The 18,747-nt window shown below is 67.7% G+C and carries 16 protein-coding genes and 1 pseudogene; 7 read left to right on the forward strand and 10 right to left on the reverse strand.

What is annotated here, in order from left to right; all coding sequences use genetic code 11:
* Positions 1 to 14 precede the first annotated feature (14 nt).
* From pstC to pstS (ACJQWM_RS08680), 3 genes are all read right to left on the reverse strand, one after another.
* The gene (gene pstC / locus ACJQWM_RS08670; protein ID WP_332705753.1) at positions 15 to 986 is read right to left on the reverse strand and encodes a phosphate ABC transporter permease subunit PstC; all 972 of its coding nucleotides are present in this window, start codon (positions 984 to 986) and stop codon (positions 15 to 17) included.
* Positions 987 to 1,248: 262 nt separating this feature from the next.
* A complete protein-coding gene (gene pstS / locus ACJQWM_RS08675; RefSeq protein WP_332705756.1) occupies positions 1,249 to 2,340 on the reverse strand; it encodes a phosphate ABC transporter substrate-binding protein PstS in 1,092 nt (363 codons plus the stop codon).
* 272 nt (positions 2,341 to 2,612) lie between these two features.
* Positions 2,613 to 3,632, reverse strand: coding sequence for a phosphate ABC transporter substrate-binding protein PstS (gene pstS / locus ACJQWM_RS08680; RefSeq protein WP_332705759.1), 1,020 nt, complete (start codon positions 3,630 to 3,632; stop codon positions 2,613 to 2,615).
* Positions 3,633 to 4,143: 511 nt separating this feature from the next.
* On the opposite strand from pstS (ACJQWM_RS08680), the gene ACJQWM_RS08685 reads away from it, so the two are divergent.
* Positions 4,144 to 5,439: a porin gene (locus ACJQWM_RS08685; protein WP_332705762.1), complete on the forward strand. Its 1,296-nt coding sequence runs from the start codon at positions 4,144 to 4,146 to the stop codon at positions 5,437 to 5,439.
* A gap of 188 nt (positions 5,440 to 5,627) precedes the next feature.
* Here ACJQWM_RS08685 and nth read toward each other — a convergent pair whose 3' ends face one another.
* The 3 genes from nth to ACJQWM_RS08700 all read right to left on the reverse strand — a co-directional run bounded on the left by nth (position 5,628) and on the right by ACJQWM_RS08700 (position 7,628).
* Positions 5,628 to 6,341: an endonuclease III gene (gene nth, locus ACJQWM_RS08690; protein ID WP_332705784.1), complete on the reverse strand. Its 714-nt coding sequence runs from the start codon at positions 6,339 to 6,341 to the stop codon at positions 5,628 to 5,630.
* Positions 6,338 to 6,727 carry a hypothetical protein gene (locus tag ACJQWM_RS08695; RefSeq protein WP_411306767.1) on the reverse strand — a complete coding sequence of 130 codons (390 nt, stop codon included), beginning with the start codon at positions 6,725 to 6,727 and terminating at the stop codon, positions 6,338 to 6,340. Before ACJQWM_RS08695 ends, nth begins: the two co-directional genes overlap by 4 nt.
* 103 nt (positions 6,728 to 6,830) lie before the next feature.
* Positions 6,831 to 7,628 (reverse strand): enoyl-CoA hydratase/isomerase family protein, encoded by a 798-nt coding sequence (locus tag ACJQWM_RS08700; protein WP_411306768.1) that lies wholly within the window; start codon positions 7,626 to 7,628, stop codon positions 6,831 to 6,833.
* A 271-nt stretch (positions 7,629 to 7,899) separates the two neighbouring features.
* Between ACJQWM_RS08700 and ACJQWM_RS08705 the strand changes: the two genes are divergently transcribed.
* The 3 genes and pseudogenes from ACJQWM_RS08705 (at position 7,900) to ACJQWM_RS08715 (ending at position 10,596) form a co-directional block, all read left to right on the forward strand.
* Positions 7,900 to 8,583 carry an FKBP-type peptidyl-prolyl cis-trans isomerase gene (locus ACJQWM_RS08705; RefSeq protein ID WP_332705854.1) on the forward strand — a complete coding sequence of 228 codons (684 nt, stop codon included), beginning with the start codon at positions 7,900 to 7,902 and terminating at the stop codon, positions 8,581 to 8,583.
* Positions 8,584 to 8,847: 264 nt separating this feature from the next.
* Positions 8,848 to 9,712, forward strand: a pseudogene (locus ACJQWM_RS08710) (NUDIX hydrolase).
* Positions 9,709 to 10,596: a sulfurtransferase gene (locus ACJQWM_RS08715; RefSeq protein WP_332705851.1), complete on the forward strand. Its 888-nt coding sequence runs from the start codon at positions 9,709 to 9,711 to the stop codon at positions 10,594 to 10,596. The pseudogene ACJQWM_RS08710 and the gene ACJQWM_RS08715 overlap by 4 nt, the downstream one beginning before the upstream one ends.
* 287 nt (positions 10,597 to 10,883) lie before the next feature.
* Here ACJQWM_RS08715 and ACJQWM_RS08720 read toward each other — a convergent pair whose 3' ends face one another.
* Positions 10,884 to 11,660: an enoyl-CoA hydratase/isomerase family protein gene (locus ACJQWM_RS08720; protein ID WP_332705848.1), complete on the reverse strand. Its 777-nt coding sequence runs from the start codon at positions 11,658 to 11,660 to the stop codon at positions 10,884 to 10,886.
* A complete protein-coding gene (locus ACJQWM_RS08725) occupies positions 11,657 to 13,138 on the reverse strand; it encodes a DUF4139 domain-containing protein (protein ID WP_332705845.1) in 1,482 nt (493 codons plus the stop codon). The genes ACJQWM_RS08720 and ACJQWM_RS08725 overlap by 4 nt, the downstream gene beginning before the upstream one ends.
* A 122-nt stretch (positions 13,139 to 13,260) precedes the next feature.
* Between ACJQWM_RS08725 and ACJQWM_RS08730 the strand changes: the two genes are divergently transcribed.
* Entirely contained in the window at positions 13,261 to 13,710 is a 450-nt protein-coding gene (locus ACJQWM_RS08730; protein WP_332705842.1) for a copper chaperone PCu(A)C, read from the forward strand.
* A gap of 421 nt (positions 13,711 to 14,131) precedes the next feature.
* Here ACJQWM_RS08730 and ACJQWM_RS08735 read toward each other — a convergent pair whose 3' ends face one another.
* Complete coding sequence (locus ACJQWM_RS08735) at positions 14,132 to 14,527, reverse strand: acyl-CoA thioesterase (RefSeq protein WP_332705866.1); 396 nt, start codon at positions 14,525 to 14,527, stop codon at positions 14,132 to 14,134.
* Between the two features lie 254 nt (positions 14,528 to 14,781).
* Positions 14,782 to 17,772 carry an excinuclease ABC subunit UvrA gene (gene uvrA / locus ACJQWM_RS08740; protein WP_332705840.1) on the reverse strand — a complete coding sequence of 997 codons (2,991 nt, stop codon included), beginning with the start codon at positions 17,770 to 17,772 and terminating at the stop codon, positions 14,782 to 14,784.
* 325 nt (positions 17,773 to 18,097) lie between these two features.
* Between uvrA and rplU the strand changes: the two genes are divergently transcribed.
* Both rplU and rpmA read left to right on the forward strand, forming a co-directional pair.
* Positions 18,098 to 18,418 carry a 50S ribosomal protein L21 gene (gene rplU, locus ACJQWM_RS08745; protein ID WP_332705837.1) on the forward strand — a complete coding sequence of 107 codons (321 nt, stop codon included), beginning with the start codon at positions 18,098 to 18,100 and terminating at the stop codon, positions 18,416 to 18,418.
* Between the two features lie 12 nt (positions 18,419 to 18,430).
* Positions 18,431 to 18,691 carry a 50S ribosomal protein L27 gene (gene rpmA / locus ACJQWM_RS08750; RefSeq protein ID WP_332705833.1) on the forward strand — a complete coding sequence of 87 codons (261 nt, stop codon included), beginning with the start codon at positions 18,431 to 18,433 and terminating at the stop codon, positions 18,689 to 18,691.
* Positions 18,692 to 18,747 lie beyond the last annotated feature (56 nt).

Raw genomic sequence — 18,747 nt, forward strand, 5'->3', positions numbered from 1 at the left:
TGAGAGCAGGCTCATCAGTTGCCCTCTTTCTTGGCGAGTTGGCGCAGCATCAGGCGCGCGATGGTCAGCACCACGAAGGTCACCAGGAACAGCACGAAGCCCAGCGCGATCAGTGACGACAGGTACATCGGCGAGTCGGCTTCGGTGAACTCGTTGGCGATGGTCGCGGCGATCGAGTTGCCCGGTTCCAGCAGCGAGGCGGTCAGGCGGTGCGCGTTGCCGAGCACGAAGGTCACCGCCATGGTCTCGCCCAGCGCGCGGCCCAGCCCGAGGAAAATGCCGCCGATCACCGCCGAGCGGGTGTAGGGCAGCACCACGTCCCAGACCACCTCGGTGGTGGTCGAGCCCAGCGCGTACGCCGACTCCTTGAGCCGCGTCGGCACGGTCAGGAACACCTCGCGCATCACCGAGGAGATGAACGGAATCACCATGATCGCCAGCACAAGCCCGGCCGTGCCCATGCCCAGCCCAAGTGGCGGGCCGGAAAAGAACATCCCGATGAACGGAATCTCGCCGAGGTTCTCGTCGACCCACGGATAGACGTATTCGGCCAGGAACGGCACCAGCACGAACAGGCCCCACATGCCGTAGATGATCGAGGGAATGCCCGCCAGCAGCTCGATCGCGGCCCCCACCGGCCCGCGCAGCCACTTGGGCGCGATTTCAGTCAGGAACATGGCGATGCCGAAGCTGATCGGCACCGCGATCAGCATCGCGATCAGCGCGGTGACCAGCGTGCCGTAGATCGGCACCAGCGCACCGAATTCCTGCAGCACCGGGTTCCACTCATCGCGCCACAGGAAGGCGATGCCGAATTTCTCGAACGCCGCGCGCCCGCCCCACAACATCGACAACGCCGCGGCTGCCAGCGACACCAGCACCACCACGCCGGCGCCGGTGACCAGCCAGCGGAAGCCACGGTCGGCGCGTGCGTCGACGATGTCGCGCTTGCCGGCACCGGCGGAGGGGAGGGTCGTGGCGTTCATTGGCGGCATCGTGCTGTCTGTCTTCTCACCTCACCATTCTAGGACATGGGGAGAAGATGCCCGTCGGGCGGATGAGGGCGGGGCGGATGAGGATCAGGCGGATGAAGTCGGGTGGCGGGGCGCTGGACTCGAGCCCGGCAGCGGGCCTGCGAGCGTGGCACGCCGATGCGACGGATACCACGCGAGCGGCCGGAGCCGCGCCCGCACCCGGCCCCCCGGCACCCGGCCCCTCCCGCAGCAGGGGGCCATCGACGGGTGGTGCTTACTGGATCTCGGCCGCCCAGTACGCCTCGACCTGCTCGACCAGCGGCTCGGGCAGCGGCACGTAGTGCAGCTCGTTGGCCTGCTGCTGGCCGTTCTCCAGCGCCCAGGCGAAGAAGTCGAGCGCGTCCTGCGAACGCTCGGCATTGCGGGGCTGCTTGTACATCAGGATGAAGTTGGTCGCCGTCACCGGCCATGACCCGGCGCCTGGGGCGTTGGTGATCACCAGGCTGAAGTCCTCCGAATTCGCCCAGTCGGCGCTGGCCGCGGCGGCCTGGAAGGATTCGGCATTGGGCTGGACCCAGTTGCCGTCGGCGTTCTGCATCGAGGTGTAGGACATGCCGGTCTGGGTCGCGTAGGCGAGCTCGACGTAGCCGATCGCGCCGTTGATCTGCTTGACGTAGGCCGCGACGCCCTCGTTGCCCTTGCCGCCGACGCCGGTCGGCCAGCTCACCGAGGTGCCTTCACCGACCTGCTGGTCCCACTGCGGGCTGACCTTGGACAGGTAGTTGACCCAGTTGAAGGTGGTGCCCGAACCATCGGAGCGGTGGACCACATTGATCTCCGCGTCCGGCAGCTCCACGCCCGGATTCAGCGCGGTGATCGCCGGGTCGTCCCAGCGGGTGACCTTGCCCAGGTAGATGTCGGCGATCAGCGGGCCGGTGAGGCGCAGCTCGCCGGGCTCGATGCCTTCGACGTTGACCACCGGCACCACGCCGCCGATGGCGGACGGGAACTGCGCCAGACCGGCTTCGGCCAGTTCCTCCGGCGACAGCGGCTTGTCGGAGCTGCCGAAGTCGACGGTGCCGGCCTTGATCTGGGCGATGCCGCCACCGGACCCGATCGACTGGTAGTTGATGCGTGCGCCGGTGGCCTGGTTGTAATCGGCCGACCACTTCGACAGCAGCGGGTAGATGAAGGTCGCACCGGCGCCGGTGATCTGGGCGTTGACCTGGTCGTCGGCCGAGGCGGCGGCGCCGGGCAGCGGCGGCGTGCCTGCTGACGATGAGTTTGTGTCGTTGCCGGAGCATGCGGCAACGCCCAGGGCGACGGCAAAGGACAACAGGGCGAGTCGGACTGACGAGCTGTTCATGCAGGACTCCATCATGAAAGGTGCCGGCCGGCGGATCGGCAGGTGCGGCCATGGAATGATGTTTTTGTTACATGGTGATGACACCGACGCCATCACCGCCGGAGTGATGACAGCTGTGGTGATCGGCCGCTGTGATGAAACGAGGGCGGGCGAGGGCGGCAGGCCAAACCTGAACCGGCCTTTGCGTTGGCGAAGCGGGGTCGATCCCGCAAGCGTACGCGGGCCCGAAGGCCCGCGTACGCCAGCATCACGAGGGAGAGAGGACCCGTGATTCAGAACTGCAGGTTGGCCGCCCAGTACGTCTCGATCTGCTCGACCAGCTCCTTCGGCAACGGCACGTAGTGCAACGAGGCCGCCTGGGGCCCGCCGTTGGCGTAGGCCCAGCGGAAGAATTCGCGGGCCGCCGTGGAGCGCGCGGCATCGGCGGGCTGCTTGTACATCAGGATGAAGTTGGTCGCCGCGATCGGCCACGCATCCGGCCCTGGGGCATCGGTCATGACCAGGCTGAAGTCCTGCGCGCCGCGCCAGTCGGCACTGGCCGCGGCGGCGGCGAAGCTCTCGTCGCTCGGCACGATGTAGCGGCCGGCCGCGTTCTTCAGCCGCGAATACGACATCTGGTTCTGCAGCGCGTAGGAAAGCTCCACATAGCCGATGCCGCCCTTGATCTGCTTGACGTACGCGGCCACGCCCTCGTTGCCCTTGCCGCCGATGCCGGTCGGCCACTTGACCGAGGTGCCTTCGCCGACGCTGGCCTTCCATTGCGGACTGACCTTGGACAGGTAGTTGACGAAGTTGAAGGTGGTGCCGGAGCCATCGGAGCGATGCACCACGGTGATCTTCATGTCCGGCAGTTGCAGCCCGCCATTGAGTGCGACGATGCGCGGGTCGTCCCACCGGGTGACCTCGCCCAGGAAAATGTCGGCCAGCAACGGTCCGTCCAACTTCATCGCCCCGGCCGGGATGCCGCTCACGTTGAAGATCGGCACCACGCCGCCGATCGCCGAGGGAAACTGTGCAAGCCCGTGCTTGCTGAGCTCTTCGGGCCTAAGCGGCGCATCGGAGGAGCCGAAATCGACGGTGCGGGCCTTGATCTGGGCGATGCCGCCGCCGGAGCCGATCGACTGATAGTTGATCTTGTTGCCGGTGGCCTGGTGGTAGTCGGCCGACCATTTGGAAAGCAGCGGATAGATGAAAGTCGCGCCGGCGCCGGTGATATCGGCCGCGTGGACGTTGCTGACGAACGCCGCGGCCAGTGCGAGCGCGGCGAGACGGGACTTGCGAGCGGTGTGCATGGTGATCCCCTTGAAGTGAATGCGGGCGAGGCCTGCCCTGCGTGCATTCCACAACCGTTTGCTGACAGCGCGATGTAGCTGGCGTGTCACTGCGATGACAGCGGCGCACGTCCGCCCGGTCCTGCGAACTGGTCAGAGGAGGGGGAGTGATCTCCCGGACAAGCTCGCGCCCAGGGGGCGCTCCTACAAACGTCCCCCGTCGTGCGGTCACAGGCTGGGCTGCCAAGCCACCGTTCGTGTTTTCGATCGCCCGGCTGGCAGAAGCGCTGGGATTAGCAGCCCAGCCTACGGGTTCTGAGATCCTGTGGCGGGCGACGGCAGCGGGCGAGAGTGCTAACTCGCGCCGAGCGCATCGTTGCCCACCTCTTGTCATATTACCGTCATGAAAATCACATGCGGCTGTCAGATTGGCTGCGCACGCTATGAGTCGTCCTGGCGGGCTCCTGATGCCGCCCTGAAGCACACCTTGCGCCTCACGCACTTCATTGCCATCTACCGGGGAGTTTCGATCATGCGTTCTACCATCCTGACTGCCGCCATTGCGGTTGCCCTCAGCAGCATCACCTTCGGCGCCCAGGCGGCTCCCGGCGATACGGCCGATCTGGAAGCGCTGAAGGCGCAGCTCGCTGTCCTGCAGGCCAAGGTCGCGGAGCTGGAAAGCCGGACCGACGCGCAGTCCGACATCAACATCGCCACCCAGCAGAACGTCGAGAAGCTGGCCAGCCCGGCGACCAAGGTCGAGACCAAGGGCGGTATCAAGCTCACGTCGGCGGACGGCAACTTCGCCGCCTCGCTCGGCGGCCGCATCCACTTCGATGCGTATGCGTTCGACCGCGACCTGGCTGATACCACCGGCACCACCGACTTCCGTCGCGCGCGCCTGACCCTGGCGGGCAAGGTCTACGGCTGGGACTACAAGATGGAGCAGGACTTCTCGGCCGGCAGCACGACCGAAGGTTTCCGCGACGTGTTCATCGCGCGCAAGGCGCTCGGGGGCAAGTTCACCATCGGCCAGTTCAAGCCGTACCGCTCCATGGAGGAGCTCACCAGCTCCAATGAGATCACGATGATGGAGCGTCCCTTCGCCTCCGCCAGTGGGCTCTACAGTGGTCGCCAGTTCCGCCAGGGCGTGGGTTACCTGACTGCCGGTGGCAACTTCACCTTCGGCGCTGCCGCCTTCGCCTTGCGCGATGCCGCCGGCCCGCGCAACGAGGGCGTGGGCGCCGCCGCGCGCGCGACCTTCTCGCCGATCAACAACGACGACAGCACCTTGCACTTCGGCGTGTCGGGCAGCACCGAAAACGCCAACAAGAACTCCGCCAACATGCGCGCGTCGGTGGCCTACGCCGGCCGCCGTGGTCCATCGCAGACCATCGCCACCACCACCGGAGCCAGCGGCGACTCGGTCGATACCGTGGGCCTGGAGTTCGCCGGCGCTTTCGGCCCGGCCTATTTCCAGTCCGAATACGCCCGCGCGAGCTTCGGCGCCCCACTGGGTGGCGACCAGGACGTCGACACGTTCTACGTGATGGGCAGCTGGATGCTGACCGGCGAGCACAAGCCGTACAAGTCCGGCACAGGCGTGTTCGGTTCGCCCAAGGGCCAGGGCATGTGGGAGCTGACCGCTCGCTACGACAGCATTGAAAACAACGACATCGCCGATCTGGAAGTGCGCTCGACCACCGTCGGCATGAACTACTACTTCAATCCGAATGTCCGCCTGATGTTCAATTACACCCGCGGTGACAACGAGTTCACCGGCGACCAGACCGGGCAGTACGCGGTGCGCACTCAGTTGAGTTTCTGATTGAAGCGGCAAGTCGCTCGCTGCGCTCGCTGTAAAAGGTAAGCCGGCGGCGGCTGCGCCGCCTGTCAGTAGAAGCAGAGGCAAGGCAAAGGCAACGGCGGATGCTGTTGCCTTTGCTGTTACTGGCGCCTTGCAGCGAGCGTAGCGAGCGACTGCTCCGGCGGCACAGCCGACCGACTCACCCGCGGCTATCCCGGCTCACCGGGCGTCTTGTCCTTGTACCGGCAGATGTCGCGCACCAGGCAGTTCGGGCAGTCCGGCCGGCGCGCCTTGCAGACGTAGCGCCCATGCAGGATCAGCCAGTGGTGCGCATCGGGCAGGTACTCCGTTGGCACCGCCTTGAGCAGGCCGTCCTCGACTGCGCGCACGGTCTTGCCCGGGGCCAGGCCGGTGCGGTTGGCGACGCGGAAGATGTGGGTGTCCACGGCCATGGTCGGCTCGCCGAAGGCGGTGTTGAGCACCACGTTGGCGGTCTTGCGGCCGACCCCGGGCAGCGCCTCCAGTGCGGCGCGCTCACGCGGCACCTCGCCGTGGTGCAGGTCTATCAGCTGTCCGGCCATCGCCACCACGTTGGCAGCCTTGGTGTTGTACAGGCCGATGGTGGCGATGTAGGGCTTGAGCCCGTCGACGCCGAGCGCGGCGATCGCCTGCGGCGTATTGGCGACCGGAAACAGCCGGTGGGTGGCCTTGTTGACCCCGACGTCGGTCGCCTGCGCCGACAGCGTCACCGCGACCAGCAGTTCGTACGGCGTGGAGAACTCCAGTTCGGTGGTCGGATGCGGATTGAAGCTCCTGAAACGCGCAAACATCTCCGCTGCTTCGGCGCGGGTCACCCGCGGCCCGCGTCGCGGCGCACGCGTGGGTCGGGGCGAACCGGCGGTACCCGCAGGCCGCCCGCTCATGGCTTGCGCGGCGCGGCCGCGCGGGCCTTGGCGCGTGCCAGTGCGGCGGCTGCGGCGGGTGGCAGACCGGGGCGTATGCGCTCGGCCGGAGTGGTCGAGGCGACAGCCGTAGGCGCACGTCGCGTGGCGCGTTCGGCTGCGCGGCGCTCCAGCCGCGCATTGCGCGCGTTGTAGCGCTCACGCGCTGCCAGTGCGCGCCGGCGGTCGTCGCGCGCGGCCAGCAGCATCGTGGTGCAGGCCGCGCCGCATCGTGCGCAGCCTTGGGTTTCGAGCAGGCCTGCAACGAGGGCGCGGTCGATGTCGCCGTTGCTTACGGCGGCCACGATCGCATGCGCCGCCGCGCCTTCGGCGTCGTGGCAATCGCAGACGGGGCAGGGGATCGTCATGGCTATCGTGTCACCGGGAGCTGTCATTCCGAATGCAGCGTAGATCTGCTTGTCGGGCGGCATGCGGCGCAGCAGGTCCCACACTGCGCCCCGGGATCGGCGTTCAAGCGCCCTTGAACGTCGGCTTGCGGCGCTCCAGGAATGCGCCGGTGCCTTCGCGCATGTCTTCGGTCGCGAACATCAGGCCGAACTGCGCGGCCTCATACTCGAGCCCCTCCTCGATCCCGCACTCGCCGCCGACGTTGATGCAGTCCAGCGCGCCGCGCAGCGCCAGCGGCGCCGAGTCGGCCAATTGCGCGGCGAGCTTCAGGGTTTCGGCCTGCAGTTCGGCCGTCGCAACCACGCGGTTGACGATGCCGAGCTCGTGCGCCCGACGGGCGTCGATCGGCGCGCCGAGCAGGCACAGCTCGAGCGTCGCGGCGCGTCCGGCCAGGCGCAGCAGGCGCTGGGTGCCGCCGAAACCGGGAATCAGGCCGAGGTTGATCTCCGGCTGGCCGAGCTTGGCGGTATCGGCAGCGATCCGCAGATGGCAGCACATCGCCAGTTCCAGCCCACCGCCCAGTGCGAAGCCGTTCACCATTGCGATGACCGGCTTTGACAGCTTTTCCACGCGCCGCATCATGCGTTGCCCGCGCAGCGAGAAGTCGCGGCCCTGAACCGGGCTCAGCGTGTTCATCTCGGCGATGTCGGCGCCGGCGACGAAGGCCTTACTGCCGGCGCCCGTCAGCACCACGGCGCGCACGCCGGCATCGTCCGCGGCTGCGGCGAATGCCGCATCCAGGGCGTCCAGGGTGGCCGCATTGAGTGCGTTCAGCTTGTCGGGACGATTGACCGTAATCAGGCGGACCGCGCCGTGGTCGGCGATGTTCACGGGGGTGTCGGGCAGGGTGGCTTCGGACATGGGTGACCTTCGGTTCGAGGGGGCGGCGGTGACGGGCGCAGACAGCCGATGGGAACTACCCTGACCCCGCGCTGTCATAGCGGTAGGCGTCAGTGGCGGTTAAGCCGTGCCACCGTTATCCTACCGCGTCATTTCGGGGCGGCTCGACCGACTTGATTTCACTCTCGGGGCAGTGCACCGCCTCAACGCTCGGAAAATGGCACGTGTCCAACCGCGTCGAACTGACCGGACGGTCCGGCCGCTTCGAGTCCATCACCGGAGGTTCCACCGAATGAAGTTGCGTTTGATCTCGGCCGCAGTTGCCGCCCTGGTTCTGACCGCGGGCAGTGTCGCCGCCCAGGACACCACTTCTGAAGCAGGCAAGTTGAGTTATGCGCTCGGCTACGACCTCGGCCGCAACGTCAGCGGCAGCGGCGAACAGGTCGAGGTGGATTCCATCATCAAGGGCTTGCGCGACGGCATCGCCCAGCAGGAGCCGGCGGTGCCGGTGGAGGATCTGCGCGCGGCCGTGCAGGGCATGCAGCAGCGCCAGCAGGCCAAGGCCAAGGCCGAGTGGGAGCAGGCCGCGGCGACCAACAAGGCCCGCAGTGACACCTTCATCGCGCAGAACAAGGCCAAAGCCGGCGTGCAGTCGCTGCCCAGCGGCGTCCAGTACCGCGTGATCGAGACCGGCAACGGTGCCAAGCCGACCCTTGCCAGCACCGTCGAGCTGCAGGTCGCCGGTCCGTTCCCGTGGGGCGAGCGCCCGGCGGACGCCAAGGCCAACACGGTTCCGGGGGCCAAGATCAGCGAGATCGAGATGCCGGCCATGCGCGAGGTGCTGTTGCAGATGCCGGTCGGCTCGAAGTGGGAAGTGACATTGCCGCCGGAGCAGGCCTACGGCGCCGACCCGCGTACGCCATTCCCGCCGAACGTCGCCGTGCAATTCGACGTCAAACTGCTCAGCGCCGAGTGACCCTTTGGCCCGCTCGCGCATAGCGCGAGCGGCTTTGTCAAAGGGTCATCCCCGCAAAGGCGGGGATCCACCGATCCGGGCTACCGTTCGCGCATGGTGTGCGGGCGGCATCGCGGTTGTAGGGTGGGCACGCTCCTGGTGCCCACCGCCCCGGAAGCCGCGAAGGCCGTCACCCTGCGCTGGCGAAGCAACGATTGCTCCGTCGCGCCGGCTCCTGCCGGCGCAACTTTTTTCAGGCCGGTATCACCGGCCGTGGTCGAGCTCATGAATTCGTCGTCCTTCCGAGCCGTGCTCAGCCCCTGTACCGGCGTCTGCAGTCTCGACGAGGAGGGCCTCTGCGAGGGCTGCCACCGCACGTCTTCGGAAATCGCGCACTGGTCGCAGATGAACGACGACGAGCGCCTGCAGCTGATGGAGGCGGTGCTGCCGTTGCGCGAATCACGCCGCAGCTGAGTGCAGCCGTGCAGGGTGGCGGCGCTGACGCGAACGCGTCTTGTAGGCTTGCCAGGTGAACCTTGTCCTGCCCGAATGCCCTGACCTCGCCGCCGCGTTGCATCCGCTGGGGGCGCCGCCGACCGGGCCGGGCTGGAACCGCGCCGAGCTGCATGACCTGATCCCCGCGGCGGATACGCTGGTCGAGGCGGCGGTACTGGTCGGGCTTGTACCCCGTCCCGACGGCACCCGGGTGTTGCTGACGCGGCGCACCGATGCGCTGCGCCACCACGCCGGACAGGTGAGCTTTCCCGGCGGCCGGCTGGAGCCGTTCGACCACGATGCGGCCGCGGCCGCGATCCGCGAGACCGGCGAGGAGCTCGGCATCGCGCCACGGCAGATCCACGCGCTGGGTTATCTCGACCCGCTGGCGACCATCACCGGGTTCCGGGTATCGCCGCTGGTCGCGCTGATCGACGCCGGTTATGTCGCCTGTCCCGATCCGGACGAGGTCGCCGAAGTATTCGAAGTGCCGCTTGGCCTCCTGCTCGATCCGGCCTACCTGTCTTCGCACGTGCTGGACTATCGTGGCCGTCCGCGCGAGGTGTTCGAGTTCCGCTATCCCGCGCAGCGCATCTGGGGCGCCACCGCCTCCATGCTGCTGAACCTGCGGATGCGACTGGAGGCGATCCGATGATGCCTGCGACGAAGTCCTGGACCACGCTGGTCGATGCCGGATCGCTGGGCCGCGCGCTGGCGGAGACCCCGACCGAAGCGGGTGATGCCGATACGCCGATCGTGATCGACGCGCGCTTCTCGCTGGCCGACCCGGCCGCCGGCGAAGCGGCCTACGCGCAGGCGCATATCCCCGGTGCGCGCTACGCGCACCTGGACCGCGACCTGGCGGACCATTCCAAGCAGGGAGCCGGTCGTCACCCCTGGCCCGATGCCTGGGACTTTACCGCGGTGCTCGGCCGCTGGGGCATCACGCCGAAGCGTCAGGTGGTCGCCTACGACGCCGGCGATGGCGCGCTTGCCGCGGCGCGGGTGTGGTTCCTGCTGCGCGCGCTGGGCCATGAGCGGGTGGCGGTGCTCGATGGCGGCTGGACGGACTGGACCGCGAGAGCGCTGCCTGTCCAAAGCAGGGTCCCGGCGCCACCAGCGACCACTTATGGCGCCGGGTTCGACCAGCATCGCCTGCTCGACACCGCGCAGGTGCAGGCGCACCTCCAGCGCGGCGGCCTGCTGCTCGACGCGCGCGCAGCAGAGCGCTTTCGCGGCGAGGTCGAGCCGCTCGACCGTGTCGCGGGACACGTGCCGGGCGCGGTCAACCGCCCCTACGTCGACAACCTGGACGGCGGCCGGTTCAAGCCGGCCGAACGGCTTGCGGCGGAGTTCCTCGAATTGCTCGACGGCCACCCGTCGGGCGACGTGGTCGTGATGTGCGGCTCCGGCGTCACCGCCTGCCATCACCTGCTGGCGATGGCGCATGCGGGGCTGCACGACGCAAAGTTGTTCACCGGCTCGTGGAGCGGCTGGATCAGCGATCGGTCGCGGCCAGTGGCGGCCGGCGAAGATTGATTCCCCTCTGGAAAAGGGGGGCAAGGGATTTGCTCTTGTACTGCTGTCAGAGCAACAGCAACGGCAAATCCTCCCCAACCCTCCTTTTTCAAAGGAGGGAGTCAAACGCGAGGGAACCTCCGGAGGGAGGCCGTAGGCTGGGCTGACAAGCCCAGCGCTTTTCGGCCCGGTAACCGGCCGCCAATGTGTATCGCCGGGACCACCGCGACGCTGGGCTTGTCAGCCCAGCCTACGGTTCAATCGACCTTGCCGGCTGCTTTGCGGCGGGAACGAACTAATGGGAACGGCTACTTTCCCAGCTTGGCCACCAGCGCACGCAACGCGGCCTGGGTGCCGGGCGCGTACCAGGCGTCGATGAAGCGCTCCAGTTGGATGTGCTCCGGCTGCAGCGCCTGGATCAGGTCCGCCCGCGCGATCGCTCGGGTCTGCTGCATCGCGTCGCGTGGCAGGGCCAGCAATGGTTCCAGCCACCGGCATGCGTTCGCTACGACCTGGTCGGGTTCGGCCAGTTCATCCACCAGGCCCAGTTGCACGGCGCGTTCGGCGTCGACCAGCTCCCCTGCAATGAGCATGCGTTCCGCGCGATAGGGACCCACCAGACGGCGCAACAGCCGCTGGATGCCTTCGGGCGCGACCAGGCCGACCTGGGTCTCGTTGAGGCCGATCCGTAGCGGCCTGGCCAAATCGGAACCCGACGCCATCACCCGGTAGTCGCAACACAGGGCGAGCACGCAGCCACCGGCGGGCGCGTGCCCCGCCATCGCCGCGACCACCGGCACCGGGCTGGCGGCCAGTGCGCGCGCGGCGTCGAAGAACGCCCGCCAGGCCGCCATCAGCGCCTCGCGGTCATCGCCGAGAGAAAGCAGGTGCGGCACGTCCAGCCCAGCCGAAAACACCTTGGCCCCGCCGGACAGCACGATGCCGCGGGCCTCGCCGGCGAGCGCGGCGGCAAGCGAGTGGCGCAGGTCGGTGCACAGGCCGGGATCGAGCGCGTTGACCGGCGCGCGCGCCATTTTCAGTTCGACGATGTCGCCGTCGTGGGCGATGGTCTGCACGGAAGTCATGGGGTCACGTCCTGCGCCCAGCGATAGCGCACGGTGTAGGTCAGTCGGGTCTCGCCACCGGCGGGCACCGGAACCCGGAATTCGGCATGATGCGCGTCGGTCTTCTCGGCCGGCACGTTGCTGTCGGTGATCTCCCAATCGCTCCAGCGCGGCAGCGGCTCGACCACGCGGATGGTCGTGGGGGTCGGCTTGGCATTGCGCAGCGTGATCGCGAACGATTCGGTGATCGTGCGGCCGGTGCGGTCGACACGGAATGCGGTGTTCTCGCGTTCGGCGGACAGGTCGAACGCGGCGCCGACCTCGAGCCGGATTTCCGCGCCTGCGGCGCTGTGGCCCAGTTCTGATTCACCGAGGAACTCGCTGCCGTCGAACACGCGGACCCGGCCGGCCGGCAGGGGCTGCCCGAGGCCGGCGGCTTCGCTGTTGTGCAACGACACCGCGGCAGTCACCGGGATCTGTCCGGTGGCGCCGCGGAAACCCGGTCCCAGCATTGGCTGCGGCGGCTGCCACTCGGGCGCGCTGGCGTCGACCACGTAGGCACGTTCGCAGGCGATCGCGGGGCGGCGCGGGAACAGCGGCACGCGTTCGATGGCGCCATTGGCGATGCGGCTGGTCGTGGGCAGGTCGTAGGCGTGGTACTCGCCGGAGGTGCGCCGGGTCGGCATCGGTGCCGATGCGGCGTCGGCCGCGAGGTACGCGCTTTCAGCGCGGCCGCGCAAGCCCGGCGCCTGTTTCTGCACGCGCTCGGGTTCGCCCGCCACCAGCGAGAGCCGGGCATCGGCGAAGGTCACGCCCGAGCGGTTGGCGACCAGCGCGGCGCCGTCGAGCGCAAGCGTGCAGTCGTCCCCATCGGCCAGCGTCGCCAGGTACTCGGCACGCCAGGCCATGCCACCCATCGGGTAGTTCAACAGAAAGCGCGCCTCGCCGGCCTGCTCCGCACGGACTGTCCACTGCAGCGCCGCCTGCTGCGGCAGCAGGTTGGTGTTGTCGATGATGCTGAAGTTGTCGTAGTCGCCGATCACCTTGATCCGCCCGTCGGTGAGCGCGAGGGTGAGGCCGTCGCTGGCCGAGAGCAGCGTGCCGCTGTCGGTCTGCTTGGCGCCGCCGGAAGTATGTTCGACCGACACCCGGTGTCCGATTGCCTTGCCCAGCACGTCCTGGGTGCCGGTGAGTGGCGCGATGAAACGCTGCCCCTCGATCGTCACGTTGGACGCCAGCGGGCGCAGGGTCGCCGCTTCGACGTCCATCGCCGGCGGCACGCTAGTGGCCGATATCGCGTTGCTGCCTGCCGTGAGGTTGTAGAGCAGCGGGCGCTCGACCAACGCGTAGCCCGGCATGCCCGGGGCGGCGCGTTCGACCCCGGCCAAGGCGTCGTAGTCTCCGCTGTAGATCGTGAGCCGGGTGTCCGCCGGTGCACCGGCCGGCGCGGTGCGCGCATCGGCGGGACGGGCGTCGCCGGTGGGGATCGGCGGTTGCACGGGAAGGGCATTGTCTGGCGCGCCTTGCGGCGAACATGCGGCGAGCACGCACGCCGTGGCGAGCAGGGACAAGGAACGGTGCATCGCGAACTCCGGTCGTGGCCTGTCGGTATCATAGGCCGATGATCCGTATCCGTCGCTCGATGGCGCTGTTGCTGGTGTGGATCGCGTTCAGCGCGCTGCCCGCCTGCGGGCGCGGCTGCGATCCGGCGGTGATCGACGGCTGGGTGCGACTGCCGCCGGTGGCGATGCCGATGCTGGCCGGCTTCGGCCGCATCGAGAACGAGTGCAGCGCGCAACCGCTGATCATCGTCGGTGCCAGCAGCCCGGCTTTTGCGGAGGTTTCGCTGCACGAGACCCGCGTCGCCGACGGCATCAGCCGCATGCGGGCGGTCGACGAGTTGCCGGTCGCTGCGGGCCAGCCGGCGATGCTCCAGCCCGGTGGCCTGCACCTGATGTTGATGCAGCCGCATGTGCCGCTGCGGGCCGGTGAGCGCGTAGCCATCGAGTTCCAGTTGAAGGACGGTGGCACCTTGCGCGGCGAGTTCGAGGTGCGCGGGCCGGGCGGGTGAGGCGGGTTGCGGTCGGAGTATCGGGGCAGAGCCTTTTTTGACGCGGATCAACGCGGATGGAAGCCGCGGATAGGCAGAAGCGGTGATGTGGTCGGGGTGCGGCGCGGCTTCGGCTGTGACCTGGCAAGGTCTTGCTCGAATCGGCGTTCGCTCGCGGCTGACGCCGCTCCTACAAAAAGACGAAGCCTTATCCGTGTTTATCCGCGTTGATCCGCGTTGATCCGCGTCAAGGCTCCTCCGACTCGCGCGCCGACGACCCCTCACCCTCTCTCGAGGGGGCGCGAGTGGACGCTGCGCGCCCTTGTAGGAGCGGCTTCAGCCGCGATCTGGAACACCTCGGTCGGACGAGGATGCGATCGCGGCTGAAGCCGCTCCTACAGATGCGAAACGGTGTATCCGCGTTGATCCGTGAGGATCCGCGTCAGGGCTTCTCCGATGTCGCATCCACCGAGCACACTTCCCGCACCGCGTGCGGCAACGGCGCGGCGCGGCCGCTCTGGCGGTCTATCCACACCATCACCACGTTGCCGTCGCAGAACAGCACGCCGGGGTTGTCGGCGGCGACGATGCGGTGGCCGACGCTCACGCTGGTGTTGCCCAGGCGCTCCACGAACAGCTCGATCACCACCTCGCTGGGCCACTGGATCGGGCGGCGGTAGTTGAGCGTCGCCGCGGCGACCACCGGGGCGACGTCGTCGTCCAGACCCTGGCCGGGCACGCTCAGCATCCAGCGTAGCCGCGCCTCTTCGAGATAGCTGAGGTACTTGGAATTGTTGACGTGGTTGAACGCGTCCAGGTCGCGCCAGCGCACCGGCATCGGCACGCGGATCAGTTCGATCGGCTCCGGCGTGCGGTCCGGCGGCTGCGCATCGGGACCGTCCTGCGCAGAGCGACCGGCCTGCCGGTCGCCGACGGTGCTGGCGGCAAGTTCCCTGGGCGACCTGCGCGCCGGCTTCGCGGGCGCTTTCCCCGCGGGTACTTTCCTGGCCGACGGCTTGCGCGGCTTGCGCTTGGCGGCAGGCTTAGCGGCCGGCTTGTCGTCGGCCTTGGCGGGCGGCGTGGCGTCCTGGCTCATGCGGCTGACTTCTTCTTGACGGCCTTGCGGCCGGCCGGCGGCTTGGCGCGCGGGCTGGGCTTGTCGGGCGTTTCCCCGGCGCGGTCGGTCGCTCTGGCCAGCAATGGGGCCAGGAAGCGGCCGGTGTGCGAATCGACCAGCGAGGCGATGTGCTCCGGCGTGCCGGCGGCCAGGATGGTTCCGCCGCGGTGGCCGCCTTCGGGGCCGAGGTCGATCACCCAGTCCGCGGTCTTGATCACGTCCAGGTTGTGCTCGATCACGACCACGGTATTGCCGTCGTCGCGCAGGCGGTGCAGCACTGCGAGCAAATGTTCGATGTCGTGGAAGTGCAGGCCGGTGGTCGGCTCGTCGAGGATGTACAGGGTCTGTCCGGTGTCGCGGCGGGAAAGCTCCTTCGACAGCTTGACCCGTTGCGCCTCGCCACCGGACAACGTGGTCGCCGACTGGCCCAGCTTGATGTAGCTCAGGCCGACGTCGATCAGCGTTTCGAGCTTGCGCGAGATCGACGGGATGACCTCGAACAGGTCCAGCGCGTCCTCGACGGTCATGTGCAGCACGTCGGAGATGTTGTAGCCCTTGTAGAGGATCTCCAGTGTCTCGCGGTTGTAGCGCTTGCCGGCGCAGACATCGCACGGCACGTAGACGTCGGGCAGGAAGTGCATCTCGACCTTGATCAGGCCGTCGCCCTGGCACGCTTCGCAGCGTCCGCCGCGCACGTTGAAGCTGAAGCGGCCGGCCGCATAGCCACGCGCCCGCGCTTCGGGTACCTGCGCAAACAGCTCGCGCAACGGGGTGAACAAACCGGTGTAGGTCGCCGGATTGGAGCGCGGTGTACGTCCGATCGGCGACTGGTCGATATCGACGACCTTGTCGAACAGCTCGATGTTCTCGTGCGTCCGGTAGGGCGCGATCGTCTGCGAGGCGCCGTTGAGTTCGTTGGCGGCGATCGGATACAGGGTGTCGTTGATCAGGGTCGACTTGCCGGAACCCGACACCCCGGTGACGCAGGTGAACAGCCCTGCTGGAATGTCCAGGTCCACGGTCTTGAGATTGTTGCCGCTGGCCCCGCGCAGGTGGAACATCGCTTTCGGGCTGGCCTTGTGCCGTTTGGTCGGGATCTCGATGCGGCGCTTGCCGCTGAGGTACTGGCCGGTCAACGAGCGCGGCGCCTCCAGCACGTCGGCATATTGCCCCTGCGCGACGATCTCGCCGCCGTGAGCGCCGGCGCCCGGACCGATGTCGACGATGTAGTCGGCCAGCCGGATCGCTTCCTCGTCGTGTTCGACCACGATCACGGTGTTGCCGATGTCACGCAGCCGGGTGAGGGTGCCGAGCAGGCGCTCGTTGTCGCGCTGGTGCAGGCCGATGGAAGGCTCGTCGAGCACGTACATCACCCCGACCAGGCCCGCGCCGATCTGGCTGGCGAGCCGGATGCGCTGCGCCTCGCCGCCCGACAGCGAGTCGGCCTTGCGCTCCAGGGTCAGATAGTCCAGGCCGACATCGACCAGGAAGCGCAAGCGATCGCCGATCTCCTTGACGATCTTGAGCGCGATCTCGCCGCGCCAGCCCGGCAGGTCAAGCCCCTTGAAGAAATTCAGTGCCTCATCGACCGGCAGCACCACGATGTCCGGCAGCGGCTTGTCGGCCACGAACACGTTGCGTGCGGCGCGGTTGAGCCGCGCGCCGCCGCACTCGGTGCAGGCGCGTTCGCTGATGTACTTGGACAGCTCCTCGCGCACCGCGGACGACTCGGTCTCGCGATAGCGGCGCTCCAGGTTGGGCACGATGCCCTCGAACCGGTGCTTGCGTTGCTGGCGGCTGCCGCCTTCGGTGATGTAGGTGAACGAAAGCAACTCGTCCCCGCTGCCAAACAGCACCGCGTTACGCACGTCCTCACCGAGCGATTGCCAGGGCGCATCGACGTCAAACTGGTAGTGCCTGGCCAGCGACTGGATCAGCTGGAAATAGTAGGCGTTGCGCCGGTCCCAACCGCGCACCGCGCCCGTGGACAGGCCCAGCTCGGGATGCACGACCACGCGCGCGGGATCGAAGAACTGCGCGATGCCGAGGCCGTCGCAGGTCGGGCAGGCGCCGACCGGCGAGTTGAAGGAGAACAAGCGCGGTTCCAGCTCCGGCAGCGAGTAATCGCATACCGGGCAGCTGTATTTCGACGAGAACAGCATGGGGGCGGCGCTGGCGTCGGCCGCTTCCGGCGTCCTGCCTCCCGCGGCACTTGCGCTGTCCTGCGCGGCGTCCAGCGACTGCACCTGGGCCATGCCGTCGCCGAGCTTTAGCGCGGTTTCGAACGACTCGGCCAGGCGCTGCTGCAGGTCCTCGCGCGGACGGAAGCGGTCGATCACCGCCTCGATGGTGTGCTTGACCCGCAGCGCCAGCGGCGGCACGGCATCGATCTCGTAGAGCTCCCCGTCCACGCGCACGCGCACGAAGCCCTGCGCGCGCAGCTGCTCGAATACCTGCGCATGCTCGCCCTTGCGCTCGCGTACCACCGGCGCAAGCAGCATGTAGCGCTGCTCAGCGGTTGCTGAGTCCTTGCCCAGCGCGATGACCTGGTCGACCATCTGGCTGACCGTCTGCGCTTCCAGCGGGTAATGGTGCTCGGGGCAGCGCGGGCTGCCGACCCGCGCGTACAGCAGGCGCAGGTAGTCGTAGATCTCGGTGATTGTGCCGACGGTCGAGCGGGGATTGTGCGAGGTCGACTTCTGCTCGATCGAGATCGCCGGCGACAGCCCCTCGATGTGGTCGACATCGGGCTTTTCCATCACCGACAGGAACTGCCGCGCGTAGGCCGACAGCGACTCGACATAGCGGCGCTGGCCTTCGGCGTAGATCGTGTCGAAGGCCAGCGACGATTTGCCCGAGCCCGACAGCCCGGTGATCACGATCAGCTTCTCGCGCGGCAGATCGAGATCGATGTTCTTGAGGTTGTGCGTCCGCGCACCGCGGATGCGGATGAAATCCATCGCCATCTGGAGCCTGCAGGGGTAGGGCAGCCGCGTGTGCGCAACGGCGAACCGATGAGCCTATCGAGTGCACGAAGTGGGGGCAAATCGCGGGAATGGAAGGTCGATGAGGGCGGAAGTGCGACCTGTCGTAGGAGCGGCTTCAGCCGCGATGCGGAAACCGTCCGCGCTTGCGCCGACTCCACAATCGCGGCTGAAGCCGCTCCTACTGGGGCTGCCGGTCCGCGGGTCCCGATGGTTGCCGTAACCCGGTGAACCTCCTACAATTCCGCTTCTGTCCGCCCGAGATGGGGCGCGGCAGCGACCAAAATAACTACAGAGGAATCCGGTCATGTACGCAGTACTGGTCACCGGCGGTAAGCAATACCGCGTGATGCAAGGCGAGACGCTCCGCGTCGAGAAGCTCGAAGCCGAGGAAGGCAACGAAATCAAGTTCGACAACGTGCTGATGCTGGGCGATGGCGAAGGCGTGACGCTCGGTGATGCGCTCAAGGGCGCTACCGTCACCGCCAAGGTGGTCGGCCACGGCCGCGCCGACAAGATCCGCATCGTCAAGTTCCGCCGCCGCAAGCACCATCGCAAGCAGATGGGCCATCGGCAGCACTACACCGAAATCGAGATCACCGGCATTGCCGGTGGCAACAACAAGTAAGGAGAAGCCGCCATGGCACAGAAAAAGGGCGTAGGTTCCACCCGCAACGGCCGCGACTCCAACCCGAAATACCTCGGCGTGAAGATGTACGGCGGCCAGGCCATCGAGGCCGGCAACATCATCGTGCGCCAGCGCGGCACCCAGTTCCATCCGGGCAGCGGCGTCGGCCTCGGCCGCGACCACACCCTGTTCGCACTGGTCGACGGCAAGGTCGAGTTCTCGACCAAGGGACTCAAGCGCCGCCGCACCGTAAGCATCGTCGCGGCAGGGTAAGCGCGATACGCAGTTGTATCAGGAGCCCCGCTTCGGCGGGGTTTTCTTTTGGGAGC

Source organism: Novilysobacter longmucuonensis, assembly GCF_046600735.1.
In the GTDB taxonomy this organism is placed as follows: Bacteria; Pseudomonadota; Gammaproteobacteria; order Xanthomonadales; family Xanthomonadaceae; genus Novilysobacter_A; species Novilysobacter_A longmucuonensis.

Coding starts and splice junctions, on each gene's coding strand:
- ACJQWM_RS08735 (WP_332705866.1), bottom strand. CDS start 14,527: ATGCCGGTGCGCTGGCGCGACCTGGACGCGTTCAACCACGTCAACAAT.
- ACJQWM_RS08720 (WP_332705848.1), bottom strand. CDS start 11,660: ATGACTTCCGTGCAGACCATCGCCCACGACGGCGACATCGTCGAACTG.
- pstS (WP_332705759.1), bottom strand. CDS start 3,632: ATGCACACCGCTCGCAAGTCCCGTCTCGCCGCGCTCGCACTGGCCGCG.
- uvrA (WP_332705840.1), bottom strand. CDS start 17,772: ATGGCGATGGATTTCATCCGCATCCGCGGTGCGCGGACGCACAACCTC.
- ACJQWM_RS08695 (WP_411306767.1), bottom strand. CDS start 6,727: ATGACGATCCCCTGCCCCGTCTGCGATTGCCACGACGCCGAAGGCGCG.
- rpmA (WP_332705833.1), top strand. CDS start 18,431: ATGGCACAGAAAAAGGGCGTAGGTTCCACCCGCAACGGCCGCGACTCC.
- pstS (WP_332705756.1), bottom strand. CDS start 2,340: ATGAACAGCTCGTCAGTCCGACTCGCCCTGTTGTCCTTTGCCGTCGCC.
- nth (WP_332705784.1), bottom strand. CDS start 6,341: ATGAGCGGGCGGCCTGCGGGTACCGCCGGTTCGCCCCGACCCACGCGT.
- ACJQWM_RS08715 (WP_332705851.1), top strand. CDS start 9,709: ATGATGCCTGCGACGAAGTCCTGGACCACGCTGGTCGATGCCGGATCG.
- pstC (WP_332705753.1), bottom strand. CDS start 986: ATGAACGCCACGACCCTCCCCTCCGCCGGTGCCGGCAAGCGCGACATC.
- ACJQWM_RS08730 (WP_332705842.1), top strand. CDS start 13,261: ATGATCCGTATCCGTCGCTCGATGGCGCTGTTGCTGGTGTGGATCGCG.
- rplU (WP_332705837.1), top strand. CDS start 18,098: ATGTACGCAGTACTGGTCACCGGCGGTAAGCAATACCGCGTGATGCAA.
- ACJQWM_RS08705 (WP_332705854.1), top strand. CDS start 7,900: ATGAAGTTGCGTTTGATCTCGGCCGCAGTTGCCGCCCTGGTTCTGACC.
- ACJQWM_RS08700 (WP_411306768.1), bottom strand. CDS start 7,628: ATGTCCGAAGCCACCCTGCCCGACACCCCCGTGAACATCGCCGACCAC.
- ACJQWM_RS08685 (WP_332705762.1), top strand. CDS start 4,144: ATGCGTTCTACCATCCTGACTGCCGCCATTGCGGTTGCCCTCAGCAGC.